At 55.8% G+C, this 21,071-nt stretch carries 22 protein-coding genes; 7 read left to right on the top strand and 15 right to left on the bottom strand.

Annotation, left to right across the window (positions count from 1 at the left end):
- Positions 1–3 precede the first annotated feature (3 nt).
- The 6 genes from gatA to GCU45_RS20355 all read right to left on the bottom strand — a co-directional run bounded on the left by gatA (position 4) and on the right by GCU45_RS20355 (position 4,747).
- Positions 4–1,461 carry an Asp-tRNA(Asn)/Glu-tRNA(Gln) amidotransferase subunit GatA gene (gene gatA, locus GCU45_RS20380; RefSeq protein WP_152400157.1) on the bottom strand — a complete coding sequence of 486 codons (1,458 nt, stop codon included), beginning with the start codon at positions 1,459–1,461 and terminating at the stop codon, positions 4–6.
- 30 nt (positions 1,462–1,491) lie between these two features.
- Complete coding sequence (gatC, locus tag GCU45_RS20375) at positions 1,492–1,779, bottom strand: Asp-tRNA(Asn)/Glu-tRNA(Gln) amidotransferase subunit GatC (RefSeq protein WP_076176038.1); 288 nt, start codon at positions 1,777–1,779, stop codon at positions 1,492–1,494.
- A 481-nt stretch (positions 1,780–2,260) separates the two neighbouring features.
- Complete coding sequence (locus GCU45_RS20370; protein ID WP_076176040.1) at positions 2,261–2,644, bottom strand: ATPase; 384 nt, start codon at positions 2,642–2,644, stop codon at positions 2,261–2,263.
- A gap of 286 nt (positions 2,645–2,930) precedes the next feature.
- Entirely contained in the window at positions 2,931–3,557 is a 627-nt protein-coding gene (locus GCU45_RS20365) for an MBL fold metallo-hydrolase (protein WP_152400155.1), read from the bottom strand.
- A gap of 9 nt (positions 3,558–3,566) precedes the next feature.
- On the bottom strand, positions 3,567–4,133 hold the full coding sequence (locus GCU45_RS20360) for a thioredoxin family protein (protein WP_152400153.1): 567 nt from the start codon (positions 4,131–4,133) through the stop codon (positions 3,567–3,569).
- Entirely contained in the window at positions 4,133–4,747 is a 615-nt protein-coding gene (locus GCU45_RS20355) for an undecaprenyl phosphate transporter UptA (RefSeq protein WP_105445348.1), read from the bottom strand. The genes GCU45_RS20360 and GCU45_RS20355 overlap by 1 nt, the downstream gene beginning before the upstream one ends.
- A 148-nt stretch (positions 4,748–4,895) precedes the next feature.
- Between GCU45_RS20355 and GCU45_RS20350 the strand changes: the two genes are divergently transcribed.
- A complete protein-coding gene (locus GCU45_RS20350; RefSeq protein ID WP_152400150.1) occupies positions 4,896–5,207 on the top strand; it encodes a dehydrogenase in 312 nt (103 codons plus the stop codon).
- Positions 5,208–5,390: 183 nt separating this feature from the next.
- Here GCU45_RS20350 and GCU45_RS20345 read toward each other — a convergent pair whose 3' ends face one another.
- The 5 genes from GCU45_RS20345 to yyaC form a co-directional block, all read right to left on the bottom strand.
- Positions 5,391–6,716 (bottom strand): O-antigen ligase family protein, encoded by a 1,326-nt coding sequence (locus GCU45_RS20345; RefSeq protein ID WP_341874563.1) that lies wholly within the window; start codon positions 6,714–6,716, stop codon positions 5,391–5,393.
- A gap of 930 nt (positions 6,717–7,646) precedes the next feature.
- Entirely contained in the window at positions 7,647–8,855 is a 1,209-nt protein-coding gene (locus GCU45_RS20340) for a class I SAM-dependent methyltransferase (RefSeq protein ID WP_152400146.1), read from the bottom strand.
- Between the two features lie 39 nt (positions 8,856–8,894).
- Complete coding sequence (locus GCU45_RS20335) at positions 8,895–9,548, bottom strand: DUF6483 family protein (protein ID WP_145142396.1); 654 nt, start codon at positions 9,546–9,548, stop codon at positions 8,895–8,897.
- A 193-nt stretch (positions 9,549–9,741) separates the two neighbouring features.
- Positions 9,742–10,536 carry an alpha/beta fold hydrolase gene (locus tag GCU45_RS20330; RefSeq protein WP_152400144.1) on the bottom strand — a complete coding sequence of 265 codons (795 nt, stop codon included), beginning with the start codon at positions 10,534–10,536 and terminating at the stop codon, positions 9,742–9,744.
- A gap of 92 nt (positions 10,537–10,628) precedes the next feature.
- Positions 10,629–11,207, bottom strand: a complete 579-nt coding sequence (gene yyaC / locus GCU45_RS20325) for a spore protease YyaC (protein ID WP_152400142.1) — start codon at positions 11,205–11,207, stop codon at positions 10,629–10,631.
- Positions 11,208–11,380: 173 nt separating this feature from the next.
- Between yyaC and GCU45_RS20320 the strand changes: the two genes are divergently transcribed.
- Positions 11,381–11,605 (top strand): DUF1128 domain-containing protein, encoded by a 225-nt coding sequence (locus GCU45_RS20320; protein ID WP_076176065.1) that lies wholly within the window; start codon positions 11,381–11,383, stop codon positions 11,603–11,605.
- Between the two features lie 98 nt (positions 11,606–11,703).
- Here the strand turns inward: GCU45_RS20320 and GCU45_RS20315 are convergent, their stop codons facing one another.
- Positions 11,704–12,438 (bottom strand): pirin family protein, encoded by a 735-nt coding sequence (locus GCU45_RS20315; RefSeq protein WP_145949839.1) that lies wholly within the window; start codon positions 12,436–12,438, stop codon positions 11,704–11,706.
- Between the two features lie 209 nt (positions 12,439–12,647).
- Positions 12,648–13,655 carry an asparaginase gene (locus GCU45_RS20310; RefSeq protein ID WP_152400140.1) on the bottom strand — a complete coding sequence of 336 codons (1,008 nt, stop codon included), beginning with the start codon at positions 13,653–13,655 and terminating at the stop codon, positions 12,648–12,650.
- 334 nt (positions 13,656–13,989) lie between these two features.
- Here GCU45_RS20310 and GCU45_RS20305 point away from each other — a divergent pair, with 334 nt between their 5' ends.
- From GCU45_RS20305 to GCU45_RS20295, 3 genes are all read left to right on the top strand, one after another.
- Complete coding sequence (locus GCU45_RS20305) at positions 13,990–14,247, top strand: GlsB/YeaQ/YmgE family stress response membrane protein (RefSeq protein ID WP_076176073.1); 258 nt, start codon at positions 13,990–13,992, stop codon at positions 14,245–14,247.
- A gap of 37 nt (positions 14,248–14,284) precedes the next feature.
- Positions 14,285–14,725, top strand: a complete 441-nt coding sequence (locus tag GCU45_RS20300; RefSeq protein ID WP_152400138.1) for a YtxH domain-containing protein — start codon at positions 14,285–14,287, stop codon at positions 14,723–14,725.
- A gap of 102 nt (positions 14,726–14,827) precedes the next feature.
- Entirely contained in the window at positions 14,828–15,154 is a 327-nt protein-coding gene (locus GCU45_RS20295; RefSeq protein WP_105445284.1) for a DUF5665 domain-containing protein, read from the top strand.
- Between the two features lie 105 nt (positions 15,155–15,259).
- Here GCU45_RS20295 and GCU45_RS20290 read toward each other — a convergent pair whose 3' ends face one another.
- Positions 15,260–16,429: a Gfo/Idh/MocA family protein gene (locus GCU45_RS20290; RefSeq protein WP_244364176.1), complete on the bottom strand. Its 1,170-nt coding sequence runs from the start codon at positions 16,427–16,429 to the stop codon at positions 15,260–15,262.
- On the bottom strand, positions 16,426–18,831 hold the full coding sequence (locus GCU45_RS20285; RefSeq protein WP_244364174.1) for a DUF4091 domain-containing protein: 2,406 nt from the start codon (positions 18,829–18,831) through the stop codon (positions 16,426–16,428). The genes GCU45_RS20290 and GCU45_RS20285 overlap by 4 nt, the downstream gene beginning before the upstream one ends.
- 410 nt (positions 18,832–19,241) lie before the next feature.
- Between GCU45_RS20285 and GCU45_RS20280 the strand changes: the two genes are divergently transcribed.
- Positions 19,242–20,135, top strand: a complete 894-nt coding sequence (locus GCU45_RS20280) for an ABC transporter permease (protein ID WP_152400136.1) — start codon at positions 19,242–19,244, stop codon at positions 20,133–20,135.
- 12 nt (positions 20,136–20,147) lie between these two features.
- Positions 20,148–21,038 (top strand): carbohydrate ABC transporter permease, encoded by an 891-nt coding sequence (locus tag GCU45_RS20275; RefSeq protein WP_089549856.1) that lies wholly within the window; start codon positions 20,148–20,150, stop codon positions 21,036–21,038.
- Positions 21,039–21,071: the final 33 nt, after the last annotated feature.

Genomic DNA, 21,071 nt, shown 5'->3' with positions numbered 1-21,071 from the left:
AGATTACAGCTTCGGCTGCAGCTTATGATGTTCGGTGTTCTGCTCGTACGCGTGGGCGACGCGCAGCACCGTCGATTCGTCAAAGGCTTTGCCGATGATCTGCAGGCCGACCGGCAGCCCGTCCGCCAGTCCGCAAGGAACGCTGATCGCGGGGACGCCGGCGAGGCTGACCGGAATGGTCAAAATATCGTTCAAATACATCGTCAGCGGATCATCCACCTGGGACCCCAGCTTGAACGCCGTCGTCGGTGCGGTTGGCCCGATAATAATGTCGTAGTTCTCAAAGACGTTGTCGAAGTCCTGCTTAATAAGCGTACGGGCTTTTTGAGCCTTCAAGTAATAGGCGTCATAGTAACCCGAGCTCAGCGCGTAGGTGCCGAGCATAATCCGGCGCTTGACTTCGGGACCGAAGCCTTTGCTTCTCGATTCGTGGTACAAATCGATCAGACTGCCCGCATGGTCGGCACGGGTGCCGTAGCGGACGCCGTCGAAACGCGCGAGGTTGGAAGACGCCTCCGACGAGGCGAGAAGATAATACGTTGCCACCGCGTATTCGGTATGCGGCAGGGACACTTCCTCCCACACGGCCCCGAGATCTTCCAGCACCTTCAAGGCGGCCAGAATTTTCTCTTTCACGGCCGGGTCGACCCCTTCGCCCATATACTCCTTCGGCACCGCGATGCGCAGGCCGCGGACATCTCCGGTCAATGCACTCAGATAGTCCGGAATATCGACATTTGCTGATGTCGAATCCATATGGTCATGGCCGGCGATGGCCTGGAGGACGTAAGCGGAGTCCTCCACGTTCTTGGTCAGCGGGCCGATCTGGTCCAACGAGGACGCGAAAGCCACAAGCCCGAAGCGGGAAACAAGGCCGTAAGTCGGCTTCAATCCGACTACGCCGCAGTAGGACGCAGGCTGGCGGATCGATCCTCCGGTGTCCGATCCGAGCGTAAAATAAGCTTCGCCAGCGGCCACCGCCGCGGCCGAGCCGCCGCTGGAGCCGCCAGGTACGCGGTCCAGGTCCCACGGATTGCGGACCGGCCGGAAGCTGGAATTTTCGTTCGAGCCGCCCATGGCGAACTCATCCATATTCAGCTTGCCCAGCGTAACGGCATCCGCCTCACGCAGCTTGCGCGTCACGGTTGCGTCATAGACCGGGTTGAAATTCGCCAGAAACTGGCTGCCACAAGTCGTGCGCAAGCCTTCCGTCACGATATTGTCCTTAATTCCGGCAGGCAGGCCGAAGAGCAGGCCGCGCGGCTGACCGGACGCCAGTTTGTCGTCGAGACGGCGGGCGGTGTTCCGCGCCTCCTCCTCATTCAACGTCAAAAAAGCCCCGATGCGTTCGTCCCGCTCAGCGATGACCTGAAATGACTGGTCAACAAGCTCCTGCACGGACAGCTCCTTGGCATGCAGCTTGTTATGTAATTCTTGCAATGTATGGTTAAACAGGCTCAAATGAATGCTCCTCCCTTCAATGATTAGCCGCTAATCCAAGACAGCCGGCACTTTAAATTGTCCGTCTTCCTCTTCAGGCGCGTTGGCCATAACTTTCTCGATCGGCAGACTGTCTTTCGCTTCATCCTCGCGCATCACATTGCTGAGATGCAGCACATGCGTCGTCGGCTCCACACCGTCGGTATCGAGTTCATTCAATTTCTCGGCATATTGTAAAATAGCGTTCAGCTGCTCGGTCAGCATCTGCTCTTCTTCGGGTGTGAAATTGAGCCGGGCCAACTTGGCCACATGCTGAACGTCTTGATTGGTAATACTCATCAGCGGTTCCTCCTTGTTCCTTCTTATCTAAGCATCCCTGCGGCATTCCATCCGGATCCGATTCAGCGAAGCAGCTTGTCCTGAAGCAGCCCGGAATTCGCGGCTCCATAGCCGCAAAAACGCATGGATATGCCCTTGCAGACTGCTGGTGTTTAAAGGATTAAAGCCTCAGGATAACGTTTCTAATTATATTGTAGAACCGGGGAAGATTCAATGCACCCGGTCAAAATGAAACGCACCGATATCTTGCCGGCCATAGCCTTATATCATTCCTTGGCCGAAGCCCCGGCCGATATACCTTTCAATTCAACGTCTATCGACGTACATTCTAATTTGACAGACTGCATGAACCGGAAGTTTTCTTGCGGGATAAGGATGTCGTATCTCCGAAGTTAGAAGCTGAAATGGATGATGGGGGCAGCCTTCAGCTTAGCTATATATCTTAAAACGCAAAAAAGAGCCGGCTAATAAGCCGACTCCTCTAAATCCAGGCGCGGAGATTTACCTGTTTGATAAATTCCGCCTGGGAGAGCACTTCAGGCGCAGTCTCTTCTTCCTTCTCATCCTGCTCAAGCTCGCCGTTCATAATCTGATGAAACAGCTTCTCGTTATATGTCGCAAGGGCGTAATCGATCAGCGCTTCCCGCGTGGTCATCTCAACTTCATGCTGTATGAGCAACTCTTCTGGCTCAACATCACTCGATGGCACGAAAAAGTTACGATTAATCTTCGGTACCCGAATTACGTAATCAAAAGCATTATCCGGGTTCCGGTCATAGGCAATCAGATAACCGTATTCCCCAATAGGAAGGTTCTGCTCAAAGGCGTCCGCGACGATTACAATTTTCTCCCCTAATTGCAGCATCGTCTACCTCCTAGATGTATGTCTTTCATTTGTCTGTATAGTCTACTAGAAAAACATAGACATGTAAAGCTGAAGAAAAAATATATATGGAGAAAAATAAAGTAAGATGAACATGAAATCTCCCAAAAATAAAAGAACGCAAACCGGGATCGGGCCACAGCTTGCGTGCTTCGCGAAAGTAACAAGGTTCATCAAATTAATCACATTGTATCAATCTTGTAACCGGTTGTCCAGACAAATTTGCTCAGAAATTGTCGGAAATGCTGATTCCCTATCGAATCCATCCTTAACGGACATAGGGATTGTTCGCCCGCTCATAACCAATCGAGGTTTTAGGGCCATGGCCGGGATACACCTTCACGTCGTCCGGGAACGTGAACAGCGTATTTTGGATGGAGTCAAGCAGGTCCCTTTCTCTTCCTCCGTACAAATCGGTTCGTCCAACGCCAAGCTTGAACAGGACGTCGCCGGAAAAGAGGTCGTTTCCGCAGAGGAAGCTGACGCTTCCGGGCGAATGTCCAGGCGTATGGTAGACGGTAAACGTGCGGCCGATCAGCTGCAGTTGCTGGCCCTCATCCAGGCTGTATTCCGCGGGATCGGTCGACAGTGGCGGAGTTACCTGCGGCCAGTTCTGCGAACCGTTCATCTTCGGGTTCACCAGCCATTCGCTTTCCAGGTCATGAAGATATACCGGCGCCTTGGTCAGCTTGCGTACTTCATCGACGCCGCCCATATGGTCGAAATGGGCATGGGTCAGCAGAATGGCTTCGATCTCGAGACCCTCAATGTGCCGGATCAGCGGCGCGGGATTCATGCCGGGATCAATGATGACGGCGCGGCCGGGATCGTCGCCGGTCAGGACATAACAATTGGTTTCCAGCGGCCCGAGGCTAAAGGATCGGATGTTCAGCATGGCCTCAGATTAAAATCCGGAAATCAGTTCACGCAGCTCTTTGATGATCGAGGCGTGAAAGCCCGTTCCTTCCCCATAAGCTTCGACGATCTGTTTGCGGGTAATCGCCAGGTTGTCCTGATAGTCGGCAGCTTCCCGGTCCGGATTGTTCTGTTTGAATTCGACCATGAACTTTTGAACGTGAGCCGGACGCGGCCCCCAGGTGCCCAAGACGTATCCGCCCGTATCCGCAAAAATGACTACAGGCACACTCCGGCCGCCCATCGTCAAATACTGGTCCATCAAATCATAATTCTCTTCCAGAATAAACACCTCGACCGGAATTTCCGCCGCTTCCAGCGCCCGGAACACGACCGGAACGTTGCGAACAACGTCACCGCACCAATCGGCAGCCAGGATCAGCACGCGGAGGTCGTCGCGAAACTTCAGGCTTTCAAAAAACTCCCTGTCGCCTTCATCGCTCCACGCAAACTGCTCGTAACCGTTCTTGAAAGCCTCCTGGTTTTTCTGCATGCCGCTCACGAACTGTTCGGGAGAAATCCCGCGATTCAAATAATCTGCCACATTTTTAGCCATTAGTGAACGCCTCTCTTCCTTCTGTTATTGATCCATTTAATCAGAAAATACACGATCAGCAGCGCCAGCGCAATGAGCAGAATCGGCGTTATGTATGGAGCCGCCTTCTCATCGATATTTTTCCACTGGTCTCCGAGCAGGTAACCAAGATATACAAACAATGCGGACCAAGGAATGACAGCCAGGGTGGTCAGCAGCGTAAACCGTCCGAGATTCATCCGGGAGATCCCTGCAGGGATGGAAATGGCATGCCTTGCCACCGGGATGAACCGAGCCGTGAAAATGACGCCTGTCCCGTATTTGTTGAACCATTCCTCCGCGTAATCGATATGTTTTTTATGAATGAAAATGTATTTCCCGTACTTCTCCAGCACCGGGCGTCCTCCATAGCGGCCGATCCAATAGATGAACAGCTGCGCGATCACGCCGCCGACCGTTCCAAAAACAACCGCGCCGATATAGTTGATATGGCCCGACGACACCAGAAACCCTCCGTACGCCAGCACGATCTCGCTGGGAATAACCTCGATCATCAGACCTAGCATAATTCCGAAATAGCCCAGACTTTGAATCCAGTCAAATAACTGATTAATGATATCCGATATTAAATGCACGCTGGCCCCCACTTCCCCAATGTACTCTTCTACTTCAAAGCTATTCTAGCACAGGGATGGACATGACTTCTACTTGGTGCCCAATCTGCTCCCGCCGGTGTCTTCACTTGAAAAAGCAGCATATGGTGTGGGTAAAGGAGTGAGTCAGATGCCCCAGATCCCGCAAAACAAAAAGGCCGCTCTGCCAACGGCACGCGGCATCCGCAGGAAATGCAGCAACGAGCTCTACCGGGCGATCAAGCGAATGAAGGTGCATATTCCGGCTGATCTGGTCAAACAGGGAGAATCGATGTACTACCGCAAAGTAGTAGGCAACCTCATATGGATTCATGAAAACCGGAGCAACCGCAAGGTGCAGTGCGACTGGTGGGACAAAGAAGTCTGTCCGGAGCTCGCCGAACTGTGGCAGCTGGATCCGGGCAGGCTCAGCAGCGCGTTCCGTGACGCTTACGGCGGGTAACGTTTGGTCCACCCACCTAACAGCCATCGGGCAACGCGCACCATCGGGGCAGCCGGGCTTCATTACGGCTGTCCCCCATTTCAGCGCCGCAAGGAATAACACCTACGCACGCTAGGAGAAGGCAAAGCAGTGACCACAAACCAGGAAGCGGCCGAACCGTCTGCATCCTGCTCCCGCATACTGTCATTCCACCGTCCATCGAGCCCTCACACCAGACAAAGCCGCAAGCTGCCTGCCCCATTCCCTGGCCTCGAACGTTAGGGCGAACTCCCGGTCATTCCGTATGACCCGGAGCCCGGTGTCCTCCGCAGCGCGGGCATAATCATGGTACAGCCCGAAGCCAAAGCGGGCGATGCGTCGGGCCTCCGTTTCATGCCCGGCGGTATACTCGGCCCGCGCGAGCTGCAGCAGGCACTCCAAGCTGCGCGTCCGCTCCCCTGCATTGTATTTATCCTGGCGGAGCGCGGCGCTAGTCCAATAAATAGCCTCTCCCGCATCGCCCCGCCGGCCGGCATTGTCGGCCAGAGCCCACAGCAGTCCGGGATGATGCGGCGCATAGGCGAGGCTGCGGCGGAGGATAGCCTCGGCTGCAGGCGGCGGGACAAGCCCGGCCAAATCCAGGGCGGCCGAATAGTTCGCCGGATTCCACCGCAGCGATGAGGCAAGGCGAGCCGCTGCCGCCTGGTTGTCGCGGCTTCTCAGCGCCTGCATATGCTCGGCGTGGCCCATATAGCCGCGGTACGCCAGGCAGGAGCTCCCTACAGCGATGACAATCCAGAGGGACAGCAGCGCGGGGACGTGCCTGCGGATGCGCTCCGGCGGTGAAGCTAGAACGCCGCCGGTCTTCTTCCCCACGGGGGAAGGCTCCGCCGCAGCCTGAGCAGCAAGCAGGAAAAACAGCAGCCACACCATCCCGTAGCTCCAATCGATATCGACTGCGCCGTGCAGGAGGAACGCGATGTAGGAAGGCAGCAGGCGGCGGCACTTCCTGAAGATCAGCAGTCCGGCGGCGGCCAGCATGGCGGTCAGCAGGACGAGTCCGATGAGCCCTGTATTCAGCAGCACATCCACGTACCCGCTGTGCATTTGGCTCCCGACATAGGGAGACGATTGAACTGCGCGGTAGGACAAGCGCCACGTATCGCCCCCTTGGCCCAGCCAGGGGGCCTCCTTCACCAGCGCCCAGGCGTCTTGAACCATCGCCTGGCGGGCGGACATCGTGCCGAACTTGTGCACGATGCGCTCCCGCACGGTGCCGAAGACGACGACGGCACCGGCGGCCAGCAGCGCGCCGCCTGCCGCCGTGCCCAGGCGGCGGCGCCCCGCGCCTGCGGCTTCGCCGCGCAGGCGCAGGAGCCATCGGCCGGCCAGCATGCTGCCGGCCCACAGCCCGGCCAGCGTGAGCAGGCCGGGCCACGGCTCCGCCGCCAGCTTGGCCGCGGCCAGCTGGCGGTACAGCAGCGCCGCGCCAGCCAGTGGCGCGGCGGCGAGCACGAGCGGCGCGGCCATGCGCCGCCGCTCCATCAGCAGGCCGGCGGCGCATGCCGCGCCGGCCGCCAGCCAGGCGCCGCGCGACTCGCTGAGGAGGAGCGCGGCGGCGTACGGCAGCAGCGGCAGGCTGCCGAGGAGCACGCGGCCGGGCAGTGCGGCCGTCTTCCGCTGTAGCAGCGGGCCGAGCGCGAACAGCCGCTCGAGCAGAAACAACGCCATCACGGCGCCGAACGTGTTGGGATACTGCAGCATGCCTGCCAGCCGCGCGCCGGTGGCGCTGACTTCGGGATCCGCCGTATAGGCGATCGCATAAGGCAGCGGGAACCATCCGTACACCGAAAGCAGTGCCGTCATAGCAAGAAGACCTCCGGTCATGTGCCACACCGCCGCAAGCACAAGCCTTCCCCTTTTGTCCGAACCCTGCAACCAGGCCAACACCACGAACGACCCATACAGTGCCCAGCGCAGCGCCTGATTCCCGTCCCCGAGCACGGACACGGAACCGATCGCCCCGTGAACGGCATAGAGAAGCATCATCAGAAACGGGCTGCACAGCACCCAACCCGCAAGCGGTGACGCTTCAGCCACCCCGGCTAGCATCGGCCGTTCGGCTGCCTGACCCCTGCAGAGCTGGTACAACCCCCATCCGCCCGCCCCGGCGCAGAAAAAGCCAAAGCCGAGCCATACCGGGTATAGATCCGCCGAAAAATACAAGCCGGAACGCCAGACCGCAGCCGCCATCACGGCAAACAGCGCAGCCCCCATCATCCACCGTGCACACTCTTTCATGCTCTACATTTCACGCTCCCGTTCACTCGTTCTGTTAGCCAGTATTTCCCCAAGCTAACTTGCCGAAACGGGGAGCCCAAAAGCCGAGCCTTCGTCCTGTGCACTGCGATCATGGAAGCTGCGCTTCATATCGTCTGCCTATTTGAACTGCATTTTTGTTTACGATTGGCGGGTGCCATTCTCTTCCTGCTCCTGCCGGAGTGAGCCTTCGGGCAGCAAATCGGCACATGCCTTCTCCAGATAAGGAGAAGCGCTGAGCAAATCGCGGAACGCGGTATACTCCTGCCACAATTGATCCCGGCTGCCGCTGCTGCCCTTGACCGCACGGATCAAAATGTTCTTGGGCGTATGCTCCAGATCGATGAATTCCAGAAGCTGCGTCTTATATCCCATCAAGTCCAGCAGTTTGGCCCGAATGGCATCGGTCGCGAGCGCCGAGAAGCGTTCTTTCAGGATGCCGTGCGACAGGAGCGGTGACAGGGCGTCGTTCTTCACCTGGGAGAACAACTCATGCTGGCAGCACGGAACCGACAAGATCACCTGGGCGTTCCAGCGGACCGCCTTCTCGAGCGCGGCATCGGTCGCCGTGTCGCAGGCATGCAGCGTGACGACCATATCGACCTGCTCCAATTCGTCATAATCCGCAATGTCACCGACCAGAAACCGCAAATTTTGATATTCGAGCTTTTCCGCCAGCATACTGCAGTGTTCGATGACATCCGCCTTCAGATCCAATCCGACAACATTCAGCACCCTTCGCTCCTGGACCGCCAAATAGTGATAGAGGGCGAAGGTCAGGTACGATTTGCCGCAGCCAAAATCCACGATGGTGATCGGGCGGCTGTCAGGAAGAGAGGGAAGGATGTCCTCGACCATTTCCAAGAAGCGGTTGATCTGTTTGAACTTATCGTATTTGCGGGCAAGCACCTTGCCCTGCTCGTTCATGATGCCGAGCTCGACCAGGAAGGGTACGGGTTCCCCTTCTTCCAGCACGTACTGCTTCTTGCGGTTATGCGCCAGATCCGCCGTCGTTTTGGTCGGAGACTTGGTCAGGATCGATACTTTATATTTTTTGCTGATCAGAATCTGGTAATCCGCCTCGGGCGTGCAGATCAGCGCCTGCCGGAAGGTCTGCTCGAACAGCTCTATGATCGTCTGCTCGGCCTCTGCGGCCGTCAGATTCTGATGCACCACTTTGTTGGGATGAACATAAGCCAGCTGGTAATGCACTTTTTTCTTTAATTCCACGGGTTTGATCTGGACTTTGGTGAAAGAAATTCCCTCACGTTTGCGAAGCTGGCTTAACGTCGCAGTAATCAAAGTCGACTCCCCGATGATGTCGTGAATCAATTTGCGTAATGCTTCCAAGAGAGTACATCTCGCTTTCAACTTAAGATAAGGCTCGCTTCAGGCATTGATCCTGCGCCGCAGCGTCTCCATGCCTTCCAGCACTTCGCTGCGCGGGAGCCCTCCTTGATTCAGGGCTTCGTCGTCCCGTTCAAGCAGCCTTTCATAGAAGGAAACACCTTCTTCTTCCGTGATTTCCCGCTGATCGAGCAGCCGGAAGAGCACGTTCTCGGCTTCGTCGAACCGGCCTTCCTTCTCCTCGTAGGACAGCAGAATCTTCTCGGTCTTGACCGGAAGACGGTATCCCTTCACTTCGTCCTTCAGCTCCGCCACGCGGTCCTGCAGCTGCAGCATGGAGCGTTGGGCACCGTTCAGGTCGGCGTATATATAGAGGTGGAGCGATTTCATGAAACGTCTGAGCGCCTCATCCGCCTCCCCCATGTCTTTGTACACGCCGCCTTCCTCCTGCAGGAGCCGGGCTACGGTCTGCAGCTTGTCAGCCTCCACGCCGCCGCCCAGGCGAAACATATCAATAATATCTTCTACGGATAAGGAATTTAACAGACGGGTATTGAGACGGAAGTTCTTGCTGAGCAGATCGTCGATTTCCCATAGGGCTTCGGCATATTTCTTCTGCTGTTTCAATCCGAACACTTTACCAACCATTTCGACCATATCTTCAACCATCTGTACGAGGTAATCTTTGCGGAACATGGATCGTCCTCCGTCCTTCCTTCAGATCAGCTTGTCAGCTTCCCTTTGATTGTAAGGCATTCGGGAGGTCAAAGCCAGTTCTTGCAGGACTCATCAGAAAAAGGGAAGAGCCAGACCGGAGCCGGCATAGGGTAGACCCGGGGAAAAGAAAAAGCCGGAAGCCTGGGTCCGGCTTCCGGTTGAGTCATACGGATTATGCGTTCTTCGTCTGCTGCATATATTGAAGGATTACCCGCGCCAGTTCCTTCGGGGCTTCCATCATACTCATGTGGCCCGCCCCTTGGATCACGGCTTGGGTCACGTTCGGCTTATCCACCGTGAACACCTTCTCCGGCGGCGCGATGCTGTCATATTCTCCGGCAACCAGCAGCAGCGGCAGCACCGTCGCTGACATGACGTCCCGCCGGTCCGGGCGCTCCCGCATGGCGAGGGCGGCCCCCGCCGCTCCCTGCGGCGGTGTCAAATAACCGATTTCCTTGGCCCGTTGGATGAGCTCGGGATGAGTCTGGTCTGCATCGGGTGCAAACAGCCCGGGGATCAGCCCGTCGATAAATGCGGTAACGCCCTCCGATTGGATCGTGCTGACTGCCTTCAGGCGCTTCTCCTTGCCTTCCTCGGTATCCGGATAGCCCGTCGAATGGATGAGGCCGAATCCGTTCAGCCGCGATGCGTAACGCTGTGCGAAGGATAGCGTCACATACCCGCCCATCGAGTGGCCGAGCAGCGTCACCTTCGGCAGGTCGAGCTCGTCCAGCAGCTTCAGGACGTCATCCGCCATCTGCTCCAGCGAGTAGGCGCCGAGCGGGGCGTCCGAGTGCCCATGGCCGCGCAGATCGACCGCGATGCACCGGTGGCTGCCCGACAGCAGCGGAACCAAAAGATCCCAGTATTCGGAGCTTCCGCAGAAGCCGTGGAGCAGCACAATCGGCTCACCTTGGCCATGATCGGTGTAACAAAGGGTATGACCGTCACAAATCAATTTTTCCATGATGACATCCTTCTTTCTATATCAGCTTGAATTTCGCCGGTATGATCGTAATAGATTTGCAAAAATGAAGCATATATTAATTATGTATATTATTAAGCCAAAGGCCATAACTTGAAACGGGCCTCTGCCTCCGCCCCGCTGAGTCCGAATCCTTCCGCCGCGGCAGACGCGATCTGGCCGGCCATCGACATGACCTGGTACAGCGAGGTCATCTGCAGCGTCGAATACGGCCGCGGCCCGTTGACATTGACGACGGCCGCCACGCTGTAATGGCCGACGGCCGGCAGCATACGGCCCACCGATCTGGCGGGGAGCAGCGGCTCGTCCGACAGCAAGTAGCTTCCGACCGAACCTGGATGTCCCAGACAGGCGTCCACCGCTACAACGGTATGGTCCGCCGGTATCTCTGCGATGGCCGATTCCAAATTGTGCGCGTCGCAAGGAGAGGACAGCGTGCCGATGACATTCGGGACGCCGTACAGGACCAGTTCGCTTCCCGTCAGCGGGCCGAGGGCATCCCCCGTGGACCGGTCGGTACCGATACACACAAAAGTGATTTTATCCAGCGGATGGCGTTCATGAATCTGCCTGAAAAACGCGGTCAACCCCTGCGCGTTCATCTGCTTGCTGTGCTTGGTGCCGCGGATGTGGTGGGGATCTTGAAATGACATGCCTGGCCTCCTCCCTGCTTCGTCCATTCTTCATTCGATAGAATGATTTTACTGCAAAATGATCCGGTTGGAAAACGGGAGCTTCTGGATGGGACAAAAAAACAGAGTAACGGACGTGAAGACATGCTACAATAGAACACAAGCTTAGGCACAGGAAAGGATGGGCGCTTGACATGGATTTATCCCAAAAGACACCTGAAAATATAGAGTATATGATTGAAGGCATTAAAACGAAGCTGAGAATGGCCAGCGGCGCAGCCATGAATGCATCGGCGTTCTCCGTCGACCGGTACGAGGACATCCAGGACGTCTACGACCTGGTGATGTCCAAGGACAATCTGAGTATTTCCGAGGTGGAAGCGCTGGTCTCCGAGCTGGGACGTCTGCGTAAAGCGTAAGGTTCCCCTTTACATTTCGAAAGCCCCCTGATGTCCGGAACCGCTGTAATCAGTCGATTCCCGGAACATCCGGGGGCTTTTCCGTCAAGGGACAGCAATTAAGGTATATCCACCAGTACAAATTCAGACTCTCCTTCGCTGCTCGTTCCTTTAATATGAAGATCGCATGATTTTTTTACCCTGGCCGAGTCTCCGGGCTCCAGATGGAATGTCCCGTCGTCGCAGCCGATTTCCAGGTGACCCGAAATCAGGAACAGAAACGTCCTGCGATCCTCTTTTTGCGGGAACAACAATTCCTGCCCGGTCTCCAGGATCGGAAAACAGATGGACACGTCGGCATGAATCTGAAGCGCATCCGGGGACTTCGGCAATCCTTCCGCCGATCCGCTGACAAGCGGAACCAGCTTGTTGATCCTCTCCTCCCTCGGAAAATGGTGAGCTTTCCATGCGGGCCTGTGGCCCGGTGTGGACGGCAGGAACCACATTTGCAGAAAGCGGACCGGTTCTTCTTCCGACGGATTGGTCTCAGAGTGCATAACACCGGACCCTGCGCTCATGGCTTGAACGGTCCCCGCCGGCAGCTGAACCTGATTTCCCATGTCGTCATTATGTTCAAGCGTGCCGGAGATGACGTAGCTGACGATTTCCAAATCATGATGAGGATGTTTCTTAAAGCCTTGTTTCGGACTTAGCTGATTGTCGTTATGGGCCAATAAGCAGCCAAAATGCGCATTGCTCGGATCATCATAATCGGCAAACGAAAAGCTGAATTCGCTGTGGATCCATCCCCGCTCCGACGTATGGCGCTCCGCTGAAGTCACTACTTTAATCATTTCCATCCACCTCCATGAACTGCATATGTTATTGGAATATGTAATTCTTACCCCCAACTTCGAGGGGCTAATCAACCCACCCTCGTTCTAGCCGTCAAAGACGGCATCGGCACAAAAAAAGCCCCGCACTGCGCGCAGCCGGGGCCAAGGATTTCCTCCAAGGGCATTCATTTACTTCTATATATCAATCCAGACAGGCACCTCTGCCTCTAGCGGGACCGCTCCAGCGTAAATACGGTTTCGGCGTGACCCACCTTCCGGCCGGCATCATTGTAGATGTCTTTGGTAAATTCGGATCGCAGGCCCTCCAAAAGACGGCGGTTATCATACCCGATCTGCTGGAGAATGGATTCGACTACCCAGCCCCATTCTTCTTCCGATCCGTCCAGTATTTTCAGGGCGATGCCGATCCGCTCCTTTTTCAGACCGAAACAGTACACGCCTTTGAAGCCGCCTTTGGCGACAATGTTCGGGTCCTGCAAAATGAATGTGTCCACCCGGCGGGTTCCGCCAACCATGGCCGGATAATGGTTCATGGCTGCTGTGATCGTTCTCACGGCCGTCCGCGTCGGTTCGTCCGTAATGAGGTCCGGGCAGGCCAGCTTCACATAAGCGTTAGCCATGGCGGACAAAGGCAGCGCAAAAACCGGAAAGCCGCAGCCGTCCGTCCCGAGTCCAATCCGTTCCGCTTCCATGCCGCTCATCATCGCAATGACATCCAGAATTTCCCGCTGCGCAGGATGATCCGGTTCCGCATATGTCTCCTCCGGGTTATGCCGCATCCGGCTGTAGCCCAGCACCCCCAAATGCTTTCCGGAACAATTGTGGTACAGGCGCCGCTTGTGTCCTTGTTCGCGAATGGTGTGCTCCTTGCTGTCTTCACTTAGAGGATATGTCGGCGCACACACCATCTGCTCCTCGTCCACCCCGATTTTCCGCTGAATGCTCTCCAGCACTTCGATATGCCGGGGTTCTGCCAAATGGGAAGCGGCCATAATGGCGATTTCCTCTTCAGTCAGCCCGTAATAATCCGCGATCCCCGCCCGGATCCCGGGAATGGCCTGCAGCGGCTTGGCCGCCGAACGCGTAAAGGTGACAAAATGGGGATCTCCCGCCGACGCGTACACTTCGCCTTGATCATTTACGATACATATATGTCCATAATGGGTACTTTCCACGATTCCGGCCCGATACTCTTTCACCAATAAAGCGTCCATACAGCCTCTCTCCTTTTCTTGTTGCCTACCTATGATACAACTTATTCACAGCATAATAAAGTTGATTGTCTGCAGGCTCATATCCGGTTTGAAAAAGAAATGCACTCCACGATATTTGTAAAGCCACTTAAATGGCCAATTCATTAATAATATCCCATGTATTCGAAATCATTCCCCATATTTCGCTGATTATCTTCTTTTTTCACATCTGTTGTTTCACACCATTTCTCACCGTTTATATACGAAGTAAGATCGACGCGTTGACACCATGTCACAGCAGGTTATGCCGCATTTAGAGAATTTTATCAAACCTTATAAAAAGGAGGCGATCGTCATGTGGGGTATTATCATCAGTATCGTCATGGCCATCATTATCGGGATTATCGGTGATGCCATCGCAGGACACAACATGCCGGGAGGCGTGATCGGCGCCATGATCGCTGGCTTTGTTGGCGCATGGGTTGGAGCTTGGCTGTTCGGCGACTGGGGTCCTGTCATCGGTAACTTCGCCGTAATTCCGGCGATTCTCGGGACGGCGATCTTCGTCTTTATCCTTGGCTTGATCAGCCGCTTGTTCTCGCGTACCACCTAAATTGATATACACCAATAATAAATAAGGAGTGATTGGTATGAATAAAGCAGAGACGGAATATCCGGTTCAAAGCGGAAGCAACTTCTTAAAGGGCGTATTTATCGGAGGTTTGCTGGGGGCGGCAGCGGCGCTGCTGTTTGCGCCCAAGACCGGACGCGAGCTGCGCGGGGATCTCTCCGACAAGCTGAGCGTCGTTACCGACAAGACGAAGGAAGTAGCCTCCGTCGTGACGGAAAAGGCAACGGATCTGGCCAAGACGGTATCGTCCAAGACGACCGATCTCGCCAAATCCGTCAACGAAAGCAAAAATACGATTATGGAAAGCGTCAAGCAGGCTTCGGCCGACGTGGCGGATGACATGAAGAGCGCATCCGGCGACGTTACAGACGATGTCAAAAGCGCTTCGAAGGATGTCATGGACAAATCATCCGATGCATCTAGCGATATCCGCCGGGAGCTTAATAAGACTTCTTACTAAGCTGCCGATTCACCCGATAGCCAGCTGACCAGCTGGCTATTTTCGTGCACAGGTCCGTGATCATTAAGGCCGGAATACCGGCTGAAGAAGGAAGGGATTCTGATGAGCAAAGCCAATCCTTATGACGTGGATGAACATCCTTTTGAGCTAAGGCACGAAGTGAAGAGGCTGAACAACCGCCTTGACCAGATTGCCGATTCCCTGGAGCGGTCCGAGCTTCAAGATATGATCGAGAACTATACGAACACCAAGAAGCGGCTGATCACCAACTTTACGGCAGGCTTGTCCCGCGGGCTTGGCCTGTCCCTCGGAACCTTTGTGGTGCTTGGCCTGCTCGGATACTTGCTCAGCTTGTTTGTTGATATGCCGGTGATTGGCCAATACATTGCCAACCTGCAGGATTACATCAGCCAATACAAATCGCAGTAACAGATCGTTTCATGATCGTTTACGGGATAAGAAGAACGTCAGTCGACGATTCATTTAAAAAAGAAACGGATGGTTCCGGGGAATCCCGGGCCATCCGTTTTGGCGTTATGAAGGTGCCGGTTCTCCGTTCATCGCGAGGGTGAACGGTTCGATCTCCAGAAAGGCGCTCGTCGCAGCCGACTCCCTCGCCTTCAGGCAGATCAGGGCGCTCCGCAGACCGGCTTCGAGATCCGGGCCCGCCGCAGCCTGGCCTGCTAACCTTTCGACGAAGTGGCCGGCCAGCGCGGCGTCCCCGCCAAAATGGCGGCCATTTGCCTCAAGCTGGTATGTCTCGACCTGCGGCGTATGATGCAGATCGACCCGAACCGTCTGCGTGTAAAAATCAAACTCGAGCGTTCCTTTGTAGCCCAGCAGCCGGGCGCCGCGCCTTGCCGCACCCCGGCGGGCGAAGAAGTTCTGCGAATAGCTCACGTGCATACCGCTGTCGTACATGAGTATGGCGCTTCCCGAATCCTCGTTGCCCGTATCCCGGGCGAAACAGCAGTAATCCTGAATCTCGGAGCCGGAATCATCGGCAGTTACTCTTTCGGCACAGTCCTCCTCCTTGCACGCGGAGCAGCGCAGACCGGCCGGCTTGTCGCCCCGGAATACCCTCTTAGAGGTCATTGCCCCGATTCGGACAGGAGTCCCGCCAATGATATGGTGAATATAGTCAAAATCATGCGTAGCCTTCTGCAGAAACAAACCGCCCGTCTCCTGCTCGTCACGGTACCAGTCGTGGAAATAGACCCCGCCGTAGGGGACGTTGTTCACCGCCTGAACATGCTCCACCGTGCCGATTTTGCCCGAATCGACGATTTCCTTCACTAGCTGAACGATCCCCGACATCCGGAGCGGGAACGAGACGACGGCCGGCGACGCGGACTGGCGGGCAGCCTCGTAGAGCCTGGTCCAGTCGGCCATTTGGGTGGCCACGGGCTTTTCAAGAAAAAGCGGAATGCCTTGGGCGAGTGCCTTGACGGCCATTTCCGCATGCAGGCTGCAGCGGGTGCCGATCAGGACCGCATCCAGCTGTTCCCTCTCCAGCATGTCGTCAGCCTGCGCGTAAAACCGCGGGTCCCACTTGGCGGCAGCAAGCGGTCCCATTCGATGCCTCACCTGATCCGGATTGACGTCGGTCACGGCGGCAACGTGCAGTCCAGGGACGAACGCCTCCATTTCGCGGATCATCAAGCTGATCCGAAACCCGTAGCCGATCACGCCGAGCCGCATCATCCAGCTCCCTGTTCCGAACCAGGAACCATCGTACCGCCTGGTGTTTTCGAGGTGAGCCGGAAGCTGTCAAAGTACAGCCTAAACGGCTGCTCCAGCTGGAACATCCACAGCTCGATGCCTTTCATCTGCGTCAAATCCAGCCGCACTTCCCGCAGCGGCACGGTGATCGTCCGTGTCTGTCCCGCCGGCACCGAGACGAAGTGTGTATCATCCGAGCTGCCGTTCGTCTGATGAAATTTCACATAAAAGACTGCGGTCCGGTCAGGATTCGGATTCCGGACGTCAAACTGCAGCGCGCCATAGGAAGACCAGTCGGCGGACGCAAACCCGGTTCCCGCGCCAAACAGGCGGATGTTCGGGAACTTTACGCCCGAGGCAAAATCGGCCTGCAGCCCTTGACCGCCACTGGTCGAGAAGGCATCCGTCAGGTGAAGCGTTACGCCTGTCTTGGTCCAGCGGGACACATCGGCTTCCGAATCCGCCTCGTTCAGCGGAGTCGCGTACGGATTGCTCTCAGCTACCTGCAGTTTGCGTACGGAAGTCCTCGTCTCTCCATTCTTCGTTACCGCTATCTCTACCTCGTGCATCCCCGGATCAAGCGTTAAAGTCCGCTCAAATTTGTCGTAGCCTGCACCGGTATCGGATGCCTCCAGGGGCTCTCCGTCAATCTGCACCTGCGCTCCCTTGGCCGTATAAACAGAGAACGTCCGGCTCGATTCGTCCGGCTTGCGGACCGTGACCAGCGGGATGCCTTGGGGATCCTCTGCGAGCTGCGCATTGAGGCCCGCCACCTCCTTGCGTACTTCCAGCAGACGTTCCGGCTCCTCCGGATAATCCCGCATATTCGTGTACTGCTCGTCGAAGAACGGCTGAAGCACGTCATGCGCAGCGAATTCGTCTCCCAGGCCCAAAGATGCAGCCGATTGCTTCACAAGCTGCTCCAGCTGCCACAAATATTCGTAATCCTCCGCGCCTTCGCGGAGATTCTCCAGCCGCAGCGTCGGTACCGGTCCGTCAATGCCCAGATCATAACCGGGGTAGAACAAATAACCGTCGCCATTCGCTCCAGGGAAGGCGATCGGATCGGTCCATACGTCCCGGGGGACGTACTTCTGGCCGTTCCATTTCTGAAAAATGGTCGTCGACCAGTACAGCGTCCCTTCCACGCCATAATCCTTCTGCTCCCAGGACAGCAGCCGGCTGCCCAGCAGATCATCGTCGGTATGGTAGGTCGGGAACGGATCCTTAGGCACGACGCTCGTATACCACCATACATGATCCCCGCTTGCCTGGAGCTGATGCGCGAAGCTCTCATCGTATTTATTGACGAGCGCCACCCACGAATGAACGCTGCCCGTCAGCTCATCGACCGGCTGCGTCGTGTTAAAGCTGCGCACGTCCGGTGCCGCCTCCCTCAGCTGCTCGGCGATGCTGACGACCTGAGGATACCTCGCCGGTCCCGGTTCATCCACCATGCTTGGGTAAAAATAGGCTTTGTCCAGCAGCCCCTTGGAGCGGAGCAGGTCGACCAAGGCTTTGATTTTCGGCACATCCAGCGATCCGTCGGTTTTGGTATACACCGGCAGCCGGTAGGCGGAAACTTTGGGATTCTTGATATATGGCTCGGCCCTCCGGACGAACTCCTCCACATCACCTGTCGGCACCGGGAGGTAGCTTGGGGTCAGCCTATCTTCGACCGATGCCCAGTAATACTTATCCAGCAGGCTCCAATAAGCTTCCCCTTCGACTCCTCCGTGCGCGGCGGCAACCTGGTCCCCCCATAGGGTAAACGCTGTTTCCACATGGCTTTCATCGGTCAGCTCGAAGTCCCATACCGTAAACGAGATCGGGATCCGCACCGGGTTTCCCGTCTCGTGCAGCGTGATCTCCCCCGTGTAGTTCCCGGCCGGGAGCCCTTTCGGCACGTGCACCTTCACGTAAATTCCCTGATTACGTCCGGCTTCGACCTGCAGCGTCCCGTTCAGTGGGACAAGCGCATCGGGATACCAGCCGGCAGGATACGCGCCGGTCGTCGGCTTCGTGACTTGTATGTAATGCTCTGTGAACAGCTCGATCTGATCCTTGCCGATCTTGGCGCTGCCCCCCTCCTGCTTCAGCTCGCTGATGCTGACCTGAAGGCGGCTGAGCGCTTGATCCCCGGCGTGAACGATCACCTGTCCGCCTTCGTATTCGTTACGCGCCGCCGCCATCTGAAGTACAGGCGCCGCCTGCTGCGGCACCGGATCGTCCCGGAGAATTTTATCCATGTTCGTCGGAACGTACACCGCAAACGACGGAGAGCTTTCTGCCCGCGCAGCCGCCGGGCTCCACCAGCCTGTACCCAGCTGCATCCCGGCCAGCAGCATGGCGGCGGATACCGCCATCATCCTTTTCCCCTTCATCCAAACAGCCTCCTTAAGCCATAATGATGATCCTTCCTTGGGCAGGCCTATCATCTCCGAATCAGCCGGACGACGAGGTCCCGCAACCTACAAACATTCATAACGTGTTATGTAAATCCCAGCTGGTTTTGATAGCATTAATTTTTACAAATACACCTCCCGTCTATGTTTTTCTCCGCAATACTTCTTATCACAAAAAGTAACGAACGTTATTTTCCTGATTATGGCAGGTAGAATATAACATGATAAATACCTGGGGTCAATCCTTTTGAAACTCCTTATTCAGACTGTAATTCCTATGTTAAATTTCAAAAAAACGCTTGACTTTTAAGTTCCGTACCCTAAAAATGTGGAATTAAAAACATGCTCATTTTTATAACGCGTTATTAAATTTGTTTGGAGGCGCCGCTATGAGAGTGTTCAGGAAATACTGGGATTTGTATCTGCTCATCCTTCCCGTCTTGGTGTATGTGCTCGTCTTCCACTACTATCCGATGTTCGGCCTGCAGATTGCCTTCAAGAATTTTGTCGCCGTCAAAGGCATTTGGGGCAGTCCATGGACCGGACTCGACCACTTCCAGCGCTTCTTCGACAGTTATTATTTCTGGCGCCTCATCCGTAATACGCTGGGCATCAGCTTGTATGAGCTGGCCGTCGGTTTTCCGGCCCCTCTGCTCCTCGCGCTGATGATTCACGAAGTCCGTCACCGCTCTTTCCGCAAATTTGTCCAAACCGTCACCTATGCGCCGCATTTCCTGTCCATGGTCGTTCTGGTCGGCATGGTTCTGATGTTTCTGTCGCCGCAAAAGGGCGTCGTCAATCATCTGATAACCTGGTTCGGCGGCGAGCCGATCTCCTTCCTGACCGAACCCGAATGGTTCAAGACGGTGTATGTACTCTCGGGCGTCTGGCAGTCTGCAGGCTGGGGTTCCATCATCTATCTGGCCGCGCTCGCCGGCATTGATCCGGGCCTTCATGAAGCCGCTATCATTGACGGAGCCAGCCGCCTGCGCCGGATTTGGCACATTAACCTCCCCGGAATTATGGCAACCGTCGTGATCCTGCTGATCCTGAACCTCGGCAGCCTGATGGGGGTCGGCTTCGAGAAGGTCTATCTGATGCAAAACAGTCTGAACAAAGAAAGCTCCGACGTCATTGCCACCTATGTCTATCAAAGCGGCATTCTCGGTTCCCAATACAGCTTCTCGGCCGCAGTCGGATTATTCAATTCGGTGGTGAACTTTATTCTGCTGGTGATCGTCAACGCCGCCGCGCGCAGGCTGAACGAAACCAGCCTTTGGTGAGGAGGGATTCCCGTGGATCATCCAACGATCGGCGACCGCATTTCGGGGGCATTGATTTATGCCGCCTTGGCCGTCATTCTGGTGCTTGTGCTTTATCCGCTCATTTATGTGCTGAGCGCATCGGTCAGTGAGCCTTCCGCCGTGATCGAGGGCCGAATGTGGCTGTTTCCCGTCGACTTGACGTTTACCGGGTACAACAAAATCTTCCACAACGAAGAAGTGCTGATCGGCTACCGCAATACGATTCTCTACACCGTGGTCGGGACGGCCATCAATCTGTTCATGACGACCGCCGCGGCCTATCCGCTGTCCCGGAAGGACTTTGCCGGGCGCGGTGTCATTACCGCCATCCTCGTGTTCACCATGTTCTTCAGCGGCGGCCTCATCCCTACATACCTGCTCATCAAAAGCCTTCATATGATCAACACCATCTGGGCGCTCATTCTTCCGGGGGCCGTTTCGGTCTATAACATCATTATCATGCGCACCTTCTTTCAAATGAGCATCCCGCCGGAGCTCCAGGAAGCGGCGGCGATCGACGGCTGCGGCAATCTGCAGACACTGTGGCGGATCGTCCTTCCACTGTCGATGCCCATTCTTGCGGTCATGGTGCTCTTTTACAGCGTCGGACACTGGAACTCTTATTTCAATGCCCTCATTTATCTGTCCGAGCGCAGCAAGTTTCCGCTTCAGCTGTTTCTCCGCGAAATCCTCGTCAAGGGGGAAGTCGATAACATGGTTCAGGGCGGAGCGGCCATGATCGGCCAGGACCAGCAGATTCTGGATGCTGAGATTATTAAATACGCCATGGTCGTTGTCGCTAACGTCCCTATCTTTCTGCTGTATCCGTTCCTGCAAAAGTACTTCGTCAAAGGCATTATGATCGGCGCGATTAAGGGCTAATCCGCTCTTGTCGATAAATCTGATGTGTTCAGG

The sequence above is a fragment of the Paenibacillus cellulositrophicus genome (assembly GCF_009363095.1).
Taxonomy (GTDB): Bacteria; Bacillota; Bacilli; order Paenibacillales; family Paenibacillaceae; genus Paenibacillus_AQ; species Paenibacillus_AQ favisporus.
This window is presented reverse-complemented; position numbering and strand designations above follow the sequence as displayed.

Excerpts from the sequence above, each read along its gene's own strand:
- gatC (WP_076176038.1), bottom strand. The coding sequence starts at position 1,779 with ATGAGTATTACCAATCAAGACGTTCAGCATGTGGCCAAGTTGGCCCGG.
- GCU45_RS20370 (WP_076176040.1), bottom strand. The coding sequence starts at position 2,644 with ATGCTGCAATTAGGGGAGAAAATTGTAATCGTCGCGGACGCCTTTGAG.
- GCU45_RS20365 (WP_152400155.1), bottom strand. The coding sequence starts at position 3,557 with ATGCTGAACATCCGATCCTTTAGCCTCGGGCCGCTGGAAACCAATTGT.
- GCU45_RS20360 (WP_152400153.1), bottom strand. The coding sequence starts at position 4,133 with ATGGCTAAAAATGTGGCAGATTATTTGAATCGCGGGATTTCTCCCGAA.
- GCU45_RS20350 (WP_152400150.1), top strand. The coding sequence starts at position 4,896 with ATGCCCCAGATCCCGCAAAACAAAAAGGCCGCTCTGCCAACGGCACGC.
- GCU45_RS20345 (WP_341874563.1), bottom strand. The coding sequence starts at position 6,716 with ATGGCCGCGCCGCTCGTGCTCGCCGCCGCGCCACTGGCTGGCGCGGCG.
- GCU45_RS20335 (WP_145142396.1), bottom strand. The coding sequence starts at position 9,548 with ATGTTCCGCAAAGATTACCTCGTACAGATGGTTGAAGATATGGTCGAA.
- GCU45_RS20330 (WP_152400144.1), bottom strand. The coding sequence starts at position 10,536 with ATGGAAAAATTGATTTGTGACGGTCATACCCTTTGTTACACCGATCAT.
- yyaC (WP_152400142.1), bottom strand. The coding sequence starts at position 11,207 with ATGTCATTTCAAGATCCCCACCACATCCGCGGCACCAAGCACAGCAAG.
- GCU45_RS20320 (WP_076176065.1), top strand. The coding sequence starts at position 11,381 with ATGGATTTATCCCAAAAGACACCTGAAAATATAGAGTATATGATTGAA.
- GCU45_RS20315 (WP_145949839.1), bottom strand. The coding sequence starts at position 12,438 with ATGATTAAAGTAGTGACTTCAGCGGAGCGCCATACGTCGGAGCGGGGA.
- GCU45_RS20310 (WP_152400140.1), bottom strand. The coding sequence starts at position 13,655 with ATGGACGCTTTATTGGTGAAAGAGTATCGGGCCGGAATCGTGGAAAGT.
- GCU45_RS20305 (WP_076176073.1), top strand. The coding sequence starts at position 13,990 with ATGTGGGGTATTATCATCAGTATCGTCATGGCCATCATTATCGGGATT.
- GCU45_RS20300 (WP_152400138.1), top strand. The coding sequence starts at position 14,285 with ATGAATAAAGCAGAGACGGAATATCCGGTTCAAAGCGGAAGCAACTTC.
- GCU45_RS20295 (WP_105445284.1), top strand. The coding sequence starts at position 14,828 with ATGAGCAAAGCCAATCCTTATGACGTGGATGAACATCCTTTTGAGCTA.
- GCU45_RS20290 (WP_244364176.1), bottom strand. The coding sequence starts at position 16,429 with ATGATGCGGCTCGGCGTGATCGGCTACGGGTTTCGGATCAGCTTGATG.
- GCU45_RS20285 (WP_244364174.1), bottom strand. The coding sequence starts at position 18,831 with ATGAAGGGGAAAAGGATGATGGCGGTATCCGCCGCCATGCTGCTGGCC.
- GCU45_RS20280 (WP_152400136.1), top strand. The coding sequence starts at position 19,242 with ATGAGAGTGTTCAGGAAATACTGGGATTTGTATCTGCTCATCCTTCCC.